Below are 9,963 nucleotides of genomic sequence, written 5' to 3' on the forward strand. Positions count from 1 at the left end.
TCGGCCCGGTCGCTCCCACTCCGGTAGCCTGAGGCGCGATGTATCGACTTCTCTTCAGCGCCGTCCTCTCCCACATGGACCCCGAGGACGCGCACCACCTCGCGTTCCGAGTGATCCGTACACTGCCAACGCTGGGCTTCGGCACGCTCGTCGAGCGCTTCACGGCGCCCGACCCCTCGCTCGCCGTCGAGACGCTCGGTCTGCGCTTCCCGTCTCCCTTCGGCGTCGCCGCCGGATTCGACAAGGACGGGTACGCGGTTCGCGGTCTCGGCAACCTCGGGTTCGGCCACGTCGAGGTCGGCACGATCACGGCGGTCGCGCAGCCGGGCAACCCCCGTCCGCGGCTCTTCCGCCTCGTCGGCGACCGCGCGCTCGTGAACCGCATGGGCTTCAACAACGGCGGGGCGGATGCCGCAGCCGGCCGTCTCTCGCGACTGTCGCGCCGCCGCGACCGTCCGGTGCTCGGCGTCAACATCGGCAAGAGCCGGGTCACCGCCGTCGAAGACGCGGTCGCCGACTACGAACGGAGCGCCCGCGTGCTGGCTCCGTTCGCCGACTACCTCGTGGTGAACGTGAGCTCGCCGAACACCCCGGGGCTGCGCGGCCTGCAGGAGATCGACTCGCTCGCGCCGCTCCTCGAAGCGGTGCGCGCCGCCGCGGGCGACACCCCGCTCCTCGTGAAGATCGCGCCCGACCTCGACGACGCCGAGATCGTGCGCATCTGCGAGCTCGTCGAGCGACTCGGCCTCGACGGCATCATCGCCACGAACACGACGATCTCCCGCGAGGGGCTGAAGGCCGAGGCATCCGTCGTCGAAGCCATCGGTGCCGGCGGCCTCTCAGGAGCGCCGCTCGCCGCGCGGTCGCTCGAAGTGCTGCGACTCATCCGCGCCCAGGTTCCGGCGGAGCTCTGCGTCGTCTCGGTCGGCGGTGTCGAGACCGCCGCCGACGTGCAGGACCGGCTCGACGCCGGAGCCACGCTCGTGCAGGGCTACTCGGCGTTCATCTACCGCGGCCCGTTCTGGGCGAGGCAGGTCAACCGCGGCCTCGCGAGGTTCGCGCGCAGTCGGCGTTCGGCGGTCGCCGCGTAGCGAGCCGGCACGCAGGCGGGAGCCCGACCTCGCGATCACCGGCCTCCGGTCGTCGGTCGGACTGAGCTTCAGAGCACGCCGAGTTCGGCGAGACGGTCGGCGATCGCCGATCCGTCGTTCGCCGACACCCAGGGCAGTCCCGAGTCGTGCTGCTCGCCCTTCGTGCGCCCGCCGGCGAGAACCGCCTCTCCTTTGGAGAGGCGGCGGATCGCGACGGCGGCGACCTTGTCGGGGTGCTCCATGGCGAATCGCTCGTAGTGCTCCTCGTCGTGCTGGCCGTCGTCGCCGATCAGGAGCCAGCGCACGTCGGGGAACTCCTCGGCGAGTCGCCGGAGGTTCTCCTGCTTGTGCTCCCGGCCGCTCCGGAACCACCGGTCGTGGGTGGGGCCCCAATCGGTGAGCAGCAGGGGCCCGGCCGGGTAGAGGTTGCGCGACAGGAACCGGGTGAGGGTCGGAGCGACGTTCCAGGCACCCGTGGAGAGGTAGATGACGGGGGCGCCGGGGTGGGAGCGCACGAGGCGCTCGAACAGCACCGCCATGCCGGGGGTCGGGATGCGGGCGTGCTCGTCGAGCACGAAGGTGTTCCAGAACGCCACGAGCGGCCGGGGGAGGGCTGTGACCATCACGGTGTCGTCGACGTCCGAGATGATGCCGAAGCGAACATCGGGCCCGACGATCCAGATCGGCGCTTCGACCGGCTCGGAGCCCTCTGTGTGCAGCGTGACGCGATGCCAGCCGGGTTCGAGCGAGACGGGCACCTTGGTGTCGACGACGCCGCCACGATCGGCGAGCACCTCGATGCGCGTGCCGCCGACCTCGATCACCACGGGGACGCCGCCGACGGGCACGCTCGTGAAGCTGCGCCATCCGCGGATGCCCTGCTCGCCCCTGCGGCGACGGCGCTTCGACGTCTCATCGGGGTCGACCGGCTTCGCGAGCAGCACACGGCAGAGCACGCGCACCCACTCGGTGGATCCGTAGCCGGTGTACGGCACGATGGTCGGCTGGTGGCCGCGGCGCCGCGCCCAGCGTTCGCGGATGTCGTGCACCCAGTCTTCGAGGCGCGCGGCACGATGCCGGACCTGGCGCTCTCGTTGTCCGGCCGGAAGGGGGGAGCTCGCCGGCATCCACTCAGTCTGTCATGCGTCGACACCGACCCGCGAAACATGCCCGGAGTTGGTCGGATCACCCGTGCCGCTCCGGGTAGAGTGGACGGGCAACTGAGGAGGTTCCGTGCCGAATGTCGACCTGATCCTGGGGGCCGATCCGAGCCGGAGACGCTCGATCCGCACCGAGCCGACCCAGCGACGCAGTACGCAGCGCCTCGACGCCCTGCTCGATGCGGCCGCGGAGATCGTCGACGAGTCCGGGTTCGAGCGGCTGACGACGCAGATGGTCGCCGAGCGCGCGGGCGCCTCCATCGGCACGGTCTACCGCTACTTCCCCGACCGCGTCGCCGTGCTGTACGCGCTCCGCGAGCGCTCGGTCCGACGCTTCCGCGAACGCATCGCCGACGACCTCGTCGACATCGACCTCGCCAACTGGTGGCACCTCATGGACGTGGCGATCGACGCCTGCGCCGCGATGTACCGCGACGAGCCCGGGTTCAGCGTCGTGCACGCCGCGCGCCGCGAGACTCCCGAAGACGACATCGAGCCCGAGCTCGCCCACCGCCTGGCGCGCCTCATCGAAGCCGAGTTCGGCAGCGACGACCTCGACCTCGCCGAGCTGCGGTTCCGCCTCGGCGTCTCGATCGAGCTCGGCGACGCGCTCATCAGCCGCGCCTTCGAGCGTGACGAGGCCGGCGACGACCGATACCTCGCCGAGGCGAAGCGACTCGTGCACGACTACCTCGCCGAGCACCTCGGCGCCGCGCGCAGCGCGAGCACCGCCGCCTGAGCTGACCTCCGAGGCCGACGCGCCGCGTCGCGTTCGTTGCCTCGGCACGTGAATGGTGTTTGGCTGGTAGCCGGTTCGGCGAGCGCCGAGCGTGGAATGAGGCAGCATGATCGAGTTCCGTGGCGTCACCAAGCAGTTCCCAGACGGCACCGTGGCGGTGGCAGGGGTCGACATCGTCGTGCCGCCGCGCAAGACGACCGTGTTCGTCGGGTCCTCGGGGTCCGGGAAGACCACGCTCCTGCGCATGATCAACCGCATGGTCGATCCGACCGGCGGGCAGGTACTGATCGACGGCACGGATGTCGCGACGCTCGAGCCAGTGGCACTGCGCCGCAGCATCGGCTACGTGATGCAGAACTCGGGGCTCCTGCCGCATCGCAAGGTGATCGACAACGTCGCCACGGTGCCGATGCTCCGCGGCGAGAAGAAGGCGGCAGCGCACGCCCGGGCGCTCGAACTGCTCGACACGGTCGGGCTCGACCGATCGCTCGCCGACAAGTACCCGAGCCAGCTCTCAGGAGGCCAGCAGCAGCGGGTGGGCGTCGCACGCGGGCTCGCGGTGGACCCCAACATCCTGCTCATGGACGAGCCGTTCGGCGCCGTCGACCCGATCGTGCGGTCGGAGTTGCAGCAGGAACTGCTGCGCCTGCAGGGCGAGCTGGGCAAGACCGTCGTCTTCGTCACGCACGACATCGACGAGGCGTTCCTCCTCGGCGATCAAGTGGTGATCATGCAGCAGGGCGGGCAGATCTCGCAGGCCGCCTCGCCGGCCGAGATCCTCGCGAATCCCGCCGACGACTTCGTCGCGGATTTCGTCGGCGCGAATCGCGGCAAGCGGGCGCTGCACGTGACCGAGGTCGACGGTCGCAGGCTCGTCGTCGACGGCGACGGCCGTCCGGCTGGAGTGCTCGCCTCGTGAACTGGCTGTGGTCGAACCTCGACCTGGTCGGTGAGCTGACGCTGACCCACCTGGCATTGTCGGTGCCCGCGATCATACTGAGCTTCGTGATCTCCGTTCCGATCGGATGGGTCGCGCATCGCTATCAGTGGTCGCGCGGGGTGCTCCTCGCGCTCTGCGGCCTGCTCTACGCGATCCCGTCGCTCGCGCTGCTCATCGCACTCCCGGTCGTCACGGGGCTGCGGACCACCAACCCGATCAATCTCGTGATCGCACTGACGCTGTACGGCATCGCCGTGATCGTGCGCACGGCCGCCGATGCCTTCGACGCGGTCGAGCCCGACGTGCGGCAGTCGGCGACCGCGATCGGCTATTCGCCGGCCGGCCGGTTCTGGGGCGTCGAGCTGCCGCTCGCTGGCCCGGTGCTGCTGTCGGGGCTGCGCGTCGTGATCGTGAGCACCGTCAGCCTCGCGACGATCGGCGCCGTCATCGGCGTGCAGAGCCTCGGCAGCCTCTTCACCGACGGCCTCCAGCGCAATATCCAGGCCGAGATCGTCACGGGCATAGTCCTCACCATGGCGCTGGCGATCGGCCTCGACTGGGCGAGTGTCGCGATCGGCCGGCTGCTCATGCCATGGTGGCGGCCGAGCGCTGCCGTTCGGCGTCGAACCCTCGAACGCGTCGAGCGGGTGGACGCCGCATGAACCTCCTCCTCGAGGCGATCGCCTGGATCTTCGATCCCGCCAACTGGACCGGTGCCGGGAGCATCCCCGAGCGCATCATGCAGCATCTCGCGATCTCGGCGACCGTACTCGTGATCGCCTCGCTGATCGCCTTGCCGATCGGCATGTTCGTCGGGCACACGGGTCGGGGCAAAGACGGCGCGGTCACGGTGTCGGGCGGGCTGCGTGCGCTGCCGACGCTCGGCCTCCTCACACTCCTCGGGCTGTCGATCGGCATCGGCCTGCAGGCACCGATCATCGCCTTGGTCGTCCTCGCACTGCCGCCGTTGCTCGCCGGCGCCTACGCGGGGCTCGAGTCCGTCGATCGTCGCACGGTCGATGCCGCACGGGCGATGGGCATGCGCGAGCGGCAGGTCATCGGCAAGGTCGAACTGCCCCTCGGCATGCCGATCATCGTCGGCGGCATCCGTTCGGCGACCCTGCAGATCGTGGCGACCGCGACGCTGGCCGCCTACATCGCCGACGACGGCCTCGGCCGCTTCATCTTCGCCGGCCTCAAGACCCGCGACTACGCCGAGATGCTCGGCGGCTCGATCCTCGTGATCCTGCTCGCCCTCGCGATCGACGGCCTCTTCGCGATCATCCAGCGCCTCGTCGTGCCCGCCGGTGTGCGGGCGACCAGGACCAGAGAGCTCCGCTCGCGGCCGACCCGGCCCCGGGCGGTCGTGGGGCAACCCATCACCGAAGGGAATCGAGAATGAACTCCGCAGGAAAAGGCCGGCTGCTCGCACTCGCAGCAGTCGCGGTCGGGGCGACAGTGGCCCTGGCAGGGTGCGCGTCGGGCGATCCGCTGGACAGCGGATCGGGCACCGACGACGCGTCGTCGGACACGATCGTCGTCGGTTCGCAGGACTACTACTCCAACGAGATCATCGCCGAGATCTACGCGCAGGCGCTCGAGGCCAACGGCTTCACGGTCGAGACGCAGCCTCGCATCGGGCAGCGCGAGGTCTACATCCCCGAGATCGAGGCGGGTGAGATCGACGTCTTCCCCGAGTACACGGGCAACCTGTTGCAGTACTACGTGCCCGACACGACGGCAACCACGAGCGACGACGTCTACGCCGAGCTCGAGACGGCGCTGCCCGAGGGGCTGCGCGTGCTCGACCAGTCGCCCGCGACCGACCAGGACTCCTACAACGTGACGAAGGAGTTCTCCGAGGCGAACGGCGTGACGAGCCTCGCCGACCTCGCGAAGGTCACGACCCCGCTGACGCTCGGCGGTAACTCCGAGCTCGAGACGCGCCCCTACGGCCCGACCGGCCTGAAAGAGGTCTACGGCGTCGAGGTCGGGTTCACGCCGATCGAAGACAGCGGCGGCCCGCTGACCATCAAGGCGCTCGAAGACGGGCAGGTGCAGCTCGTCAACATCTACAGCGCGAACCCCGCGATCTCGACGAGCGACCTCGTGACGCTCGAAGACCCCGAGGGGCTCTTCCTCGCCTCGAACGTCGTGCCCGTGGTGAGCGAGAAGGTCACCGACGAGATGGCCGACGTCATCAACACGGTGAGCAAGGCCCTCACCGCTGAAGACCTCGTCGCGCTCAACGCATTGAGCGTCGACGAGCAGCAGTCGGCCGACCAGATCGCGAAGGACTGGCTCGCCGAGAAGTCGCTGTTCTAGCGGTTCGCGTCGAGATTCGAGGGGTCGGATGCCGCGGCATCCGGCCCTTCGCCGTCGTCGAGCGCCTCGGGGCTGCCGTCGGACGGCGCTGCCGTCGGGGCATCCGCTGCTGTCATGTGCTTGGCCTCCGAACGCACGAGGAGCTTCTTGACGCCCCAGGCGGCGGCGAGGAAGAGCGCGATCACCCCGACGAACAGGTAGCCCGCCCAGTGCAGTTCGCGGCTCAGTTCGCGGTAGCTGCCGGCCGCGAGCCAGCCGACGGTCACGTATGAGAAGGCCCAGATGACGCAGGCGGGAATGGTCCACGCCATGAACTTGCGGTATCGCATGGAGCTCATTCCGACCGTGAGCGGAATGAGCGAGTGCAGCACGGGCAGGAAACGGGAGATGAAGACCGCGGGGCCGCCGCGGCGGTCGAGGTAGCGCTCGGCGCGTGCCCAGTTCTCGTCGCCGATCTTGCGTCCGACCCACGACCGGTGGATGTGCGGGCCGAACCAGCGCCCGAGTGCGAAGCCGATGCTCTCGCCGATGAGGGCGCCGATGATGACGGTGACCGTGAGGGCGAAGTACTCGCCGACGCCGCCGACCGCGGTCGAGGCGACGATCACGATCGTGTCGCCGGGCACGACGAGGCCGATGAGCACGGAGGTCTCGAGCAGCATTCCCAGCCCGGCGAGCAGGGTGCGGGCGATCGGGTCGACAGCCTGGACGGTGTCGAGGATCCAGTCGAGGATCTCGTTCATCGTTCGAGCGTACCGAGGCGCCCTGAACGACGACATCAGACCGCAGGCTGATTCGGCGGCGGGGTGGCTCGTACCGGGGTCGGGGTCAGGCTCGTGGTCGGGGGATCAGGCGACCACGCCGAGGGTGGCGAGCAGGGCGGCGATCGGCACGGCGACGATGATCGCCGCGGTCCACACGACGGCGGAGGCCGTCAGCGGGCCAGAGGGTCGCTGCGGTTCGCCGAGGCGGGCGAGTCTCGCCTCGAGCATCGAGACGTCGGGAACGACGCCGCCGGAGTCGGCATAGGCACCGGGCTCGCCGCCGCTGCCCACTTGCAGCATTGCACGGCGCAGGGCGTCGTCGTCGGCCTCGCGTCGTGCTCGATCGTCGGCGAGCATCTCCGCGAGGAGCACGACTGAACGCTCGGCCCGGTTGGCGATGGGGAACCAGGGCAGTGAGCTGTGCCAGGCGCGGAACGCGAGGAGGACGAGATGGTGCAACTGGTCGAGGTGCGCGCGTTCGTGCGCGATCACGGCTCGCAGCTCCGCTTCGTCGAGGGCGTCGATGAGGCCGTCGGTGAGCACGGTCGCGGTGCGGATGCCCGGCACGCAGTAGGCGAGGGGAACGGGGTGGGCGAGCACGCGGGTTCTCGGCTGACCGGGCATCGGATCGCTGAGCAGGTCGATGAGCTGATGCTGACGGCGACGTTCGCGCTCGGCACGCACGGCGGTCAGCGCGAGGTTGAGCGCGAGGTGCAGCGCAAGCCCGGCGGCGAGCGTGAGCGCCGCGACGTGCACGACTCCGAACTCGGGAGGAATCGGTCCCGTGAAGAGATGGGGGAGCAGCGCCTCAGCCGCACCGAGCAGCGATCCGGCCGGGGAAGCGCCGAAGACGAGCAGGCAGCCGATCATCGACAGGCCGCCGCCGAGGGCGATCGCCTGCCAGAGCGCGAGGGCGATCGCCGGGGAGTGCGCGGGCCAGGCCGCGCGCGACAGCATGAGGGGGATCGGCCAGGCGAGCAGGAGGGCGAACCCGCCGAGCAGTACCGCGACGGCGAACATGATCAGGAGGCGACCATGGTCAGGAGCGGGAGAGGTCGTCGAGCAGGCGTCGAAGCGTCGCGGCCTCGCCGGCGCTCACCGTGCCGACGAATCTGGCGAGCGCGGCATCGCGGTCGCTGGCGCGGTCGAGCACTTCGTGCATGAGCTCGGCGGTGTGCTCTTCACGGGTGAGGAGCGCGCGGTAGCGGTGCGGGCGGGTCTCTCTCGCGCGCGTGACGAACCCCTTGCGCTCGAGTCGCGACAGCACGGTCAGCACGGTGGTCGTCGCGACGGCGCGGCCGGGCTCGTCGTCGCTCAGGGCGAGGGCGTCGCGCAGCTCGTTGGCCGTGAGCGCGGCGTCGCGCGACCACAGCACCTCCATCACGGAGCGCTCCAGTTCGCCGAGACTCGCCATATCTCCAGACTACCGTCCAAGAGCGAAATGTTCTACGCTCTGTAGAAGAACGTTCTACGACGTGTAGAACGAGACGGCATCACAACGCGATCGCGTGTGAAAGGGGCATCCGTGAACGAGCTGCTGGACCCGCTGCTGCTCGCCCGATGGCAATTCGGGCTCACCACCGTGTACCACTTCCTGTTCGTTCCGATCACGATCGGCCTCGCGACGTCCACCGCCGTCTTCCAGACCGCGTGGTTCCGCACCGGCAAGCTCGAGTACCTGAAGATCACGAAGTTCTTCGGCACGATCTTCCTCATCAACTTCGCCATGGGCGTCGTGACGGGCATCGTGCAGGAGTTCCAGTTCGGCATGAACTGGTCGGAGTACTCGCGCTTCGTCGGCGACGTGTTCGGGGCCCCGCTCGCGCTCGAGGGCCTGCTCGCCTTCTTCTTCGAAGCGACCTTCATCGGCCTCTGGATCTTCGGCTGGGACAAGCTGCCCCGCGGCATCCACCTCGCGACGATCTGGTGCACCGCCATCGGCTCGATCGCGTCGGCGTACTTCATCATCGCGGCGAACGCCTTCATGCAGAACCCGGTCGGTTACGAGATGAACGTCGAACGCGGTCGTGCAGAGCTCGTCGACATCGGCGCACTCCTCACCAATCCGGTGGCGCTCGCGGCGTTCCCGCACACGATCGCCGCGAGCTTCATGGTGGCGGCCGGCCTCATCATCAGCGCAGCCGCCTGGCACCTCGCCCGCAACCAGCACCTCGACTCGATGCGCCCCGCGCTGAAGTTCGGCCTCTGGGTGATGGTGGGTTCCGGCATCCTCACGACCCTCTTCGGCGACCAGCTCAGCCTCGCCATGGTGGCGACGCAGCCCATGAAGATGGCGGCCGCCGAGGCGACCTACAACACCGTCTGCGGTGCGGATGCCTCGTTCTCGCTGTTCACCCTCGGCACCCCCGACGGCTCGAGCGAGCTCTTCTCGATCCGCGTGCCCTACCTGCTCTCGTTCCTGTCGACGCACACCTTCGACGGCTGCGTGGAGGGCATCAACGACCTGCAGGCGCAGTACCAGGAGCTCTACGGTCCCGGCGACTACGCGCCGATCATCTGGGTCACGTACTGGGCGTTCCGCTGGATGATCGGGCTCGGCCTCGCTCACGTGCTCGTCGCCGTCGTCGGCCTCTGGCTCACCCGCAAGGGCCGCATGCCCAAGCAGGCCTGGATCTGGAAGGTCGCGATCTGGAGCTTCCCGCTCTCGCTCGCCGCGATGATCGTCGGGTGGATCTTCACCGAGATGGGCAGGCAGCCCTGGATCGTCTTCAGCCTGCTCCCCACCGAATCGGCGGTCTCGCCGAACGTGACCGGGCTCGAGGTGCTGATCTCCCTCGTGGCGTTCACCCTGATCTACGGCGCACTCGCCGTCGTCGAGGTGCGTCTCATCATCCGGGCCATCAAGAAGGGGCCGCCGGAGCTCGGCGAACCCGATCCCGAAACCGGCCGCGTCGAACCCGCCACGACGGTCTACTAGGAGGAC

General features: G+C 69.2%; 11 protein-coding genes. 7 read left to right on the forward strand and 4 right to left on the reverse strand.

All coding sequences use genetic code 11. From position 1 onward, the window contains the following. Positions 1-38 precede the first annotated feature (38 nt). Complete coding sequence (locus ESP57_RS00610) at positions 39-1,091, forward strand: quinone-dependent dihydroorotate dehydrogenase (protein WP_129230168.1); 1,053 nt, start codon at positions 39-41, stop codon at positions 1,089-1,091. Between the two features lie 68 nt (positions 1,092-1,159). Here ESP57_RS00610 and ESP57_RS00615 read toward each other — a convergent pair whose 3' ends face one another. Continuing rightward, positions 1,160-2,218 carry an App1 family protein gene (locus tag ESP57_RS00615; RefSeq protein WP_056008305.1) on the reverse strand — a complete coding sequence of 353 codons (1,059 nt, stop codon included), beginning with the start codon at positions 2,216-2,218 and terminating at the stop codon, positions 1,160-1,162. 106 nt (positions 2,219-2,324) lie between these two features. Between ESP57_RS00615 and ESP57_RS00620 the strand changes: the two genes are divergently transcribed. The 5 genes from ESP57_RS00620 (at position 2,325) to ESP57_RS00640 (ending at position 6,255) form a co-directional block, all read left to right on the forward strand. After that, the gene (locus tag ESP57_RS00620; protein ID WP_129230170.1) at positions 2,325-2,990 is read left to right on the forward strand and encodes a TetR/AcrR family transcriptional regulator; all 666 of its coding nucleotides are present in this window, start codon (positions 2,325-2,327) and stop codon (positions 2,988-2,990) included. 106 nt (positions 2,991-3,096) lie between these two features. Further along, a complete protein-coding gene (locus tag ESP57_RS00625; protein ID WP_115958200.1) occupies positions 3,097-3,909 on the forward strand; it encodes an ABC transporter ATP-binding protein in 813 nt (270 codons plus the stop codon). Then, positions 3,906-4,592, forward strand: coding sequence for an ABC transporter permease (locus ESP57_RS00630; RefSeq protein WP_115958198.1), 687 nt, complete (start codon positions 3,906-3,908; stop codon positions 4,590-4,592). The genes ESP57_RS00625 and ESP57_RS00630 overlap by 4 nt, the downstream gene beginning before the upstream one ends. Beyond that, the gene (locus ESP57_RS00635) at positions 4,589-5,332 is read left to right on the forward strand and encodes an ABC transporter permease (RefSeq protein ID WP_056008315.1); all 744 of its coding nucleotides are present in this window, start codon (positions 4,589-4,591) and stop codon (positions 5,330-5,332) included. Before ESP57_RS00630 ends, ESP57_RS00635 begins: the two co-directional genes overlap by 4 nt. Continuing rightward, on the forward strand, positions 5,329-6,255 hold the full coding sequence (locus ESP57_RS00640; protein ID WP_115958196.1) for an ABC transporter substrate-binding protein: 927 nt from the start codon (positions 5,329-5,331) through the stop codon (positions 6,253-6,255). The genes ESP57_RS00635 and ESP57_RS00640 overlap by 4 nt, the downstream gene beginning before the upstream one ends. Here ESP57_RS00640 and ESP57_RS00645 read toward each other — a convergent pair. The 3 genes from ESP57_RS00645 to ESP57_RS00655 all read right to left on the reverse strand — a co-directional run bounded on the left by ESP57_RS00645 (position 6,252) and on the right by ESP57_RS00655 (position 8,433). Further along, entirely contained in the window at positions 6,252-6,998 is a 747-nt protein-coding gene (locus ESP57_RS00645) for a DedA family protein (RefSeq protein WP_115958194.1), read from the reverse strand. The two genes, ESP57_RS00640 and ESP57_RS00645, sit on opposite strands and share 4 nt — an antisense overlap. Before the next feature lie 105 nt (positions 6,999-7,103). Beyond that, on the reverse strand, positions 7,104-8,039 hold the full coding sequence (locus tag ESP57_RS00650) for a M56 family metallopeptidase (protein WP_056008321.1): 936 nt from the start codon (positions 8,037-8,039) through the stop codon (positions 7,104-7,106). A 19-nt stretch (positions 8,040-8,058) separates the two neighbouring features. After that, the gene (locus ESP57_RS00655) at positions 8,059-8,433 is read right to left on the reverse strand and encodes a BlaI/MecI/CopY family transcriptional regulator (RefSeq protein ID WP_056008324.1); all 375 of its coding nucleotides are present in this window, start codon (positions 8,431-8,433) and stop codon (positions 8,059-8,061) included. A 111-nt stretch (positions 8,434-8,544) separates the two neighbouring features. On the opposite strand from ESP57_RS00655, the gene ESP57_RS00660 reads away from it, so the two are divergent. Continuing rightward, positions 8,545-9,957: a cytochrome ubiquinol oxidase subunit I gene (locus tag ESP57_RS00660; RefSeq protein WP_056012643.1), complete on the forward strand. Its 1,413-nt coding sequence runs from the start codon at positions 8,545-8,547 to the stop codon at positions 9,955-9,957. Positions 9,958-9,963: the final 6 nt, after the last annotated feature.

Source organism: Agromyces fucosus (assembly GCF_004134865.1).
Taxonomy (GTDB): domain Bacteria; phylum Actinomycetota; class Actinomycetes; order Actinomycetales; family Microbacteriaceae; genus Agromyces; species Agromyces fucosus.

Bases quoted from the DNA above. Each gene is read 5' to 3' on its own strand.
- ESP57_RS00635 (WP_056008315.1), top strand. From the start codon at position 4,589: ATGAACCTCCTCCTCGAGGCGATCGCCTGGATCTTCGATCCCGCCAAC.
- ESP57_RS00610 (WP_129230168.1), top strand. From the start codon at position 39: ATGTATCGACTTCTCTTCAGCGCCGTCCTCTCCCACATGGACCCCGAG.
- ESP57_RS00640 (WP_115958196.1), top strand. From the start codon at position 5,329: ATGAACTCCGCAGGAAAAGGCCGGCTGCTCGCACTCGCAGCAGTCGCG.
- ESP57_RS00650 (WP_056008321.1), bottom strand. From the start codon at position 8,039: ATGTTCGCCGTCGCGGTACTGCTCGGCGGGTTCGCCCTCCTGCTCGCC.
- ESP57_RS00615 (WP_056008305.1), bottom strand. From the start codon at position 2,218: ATGCCGGCGAGCTCCCCCCTTCCGGCCGGACAACGAGAGCGCCAGGTC.
- ESP57_RS00625 (WP_115958200.1), top strand. From the start codon at position 3,097: ATGATCGAGTTCCGTGGCGTCACCAAGCAGTTCCCAGACGGCACCGTG.
- ESP57_RS00655 (WP_056008324.1), bottom strand. From the start codon at position 8,433: ATGGCGAGTCTCGGCGAACTGGAGCGCTCCGTGATGGAGGTGCTGTGG.
- ESP57_RS00645 (WP_115958194.1), bottom strand. From the start codon at position 6,998: ATGAACGAGATCCTCGACTGGATCCTCGACACCGTCCAGGCTGTCGAC.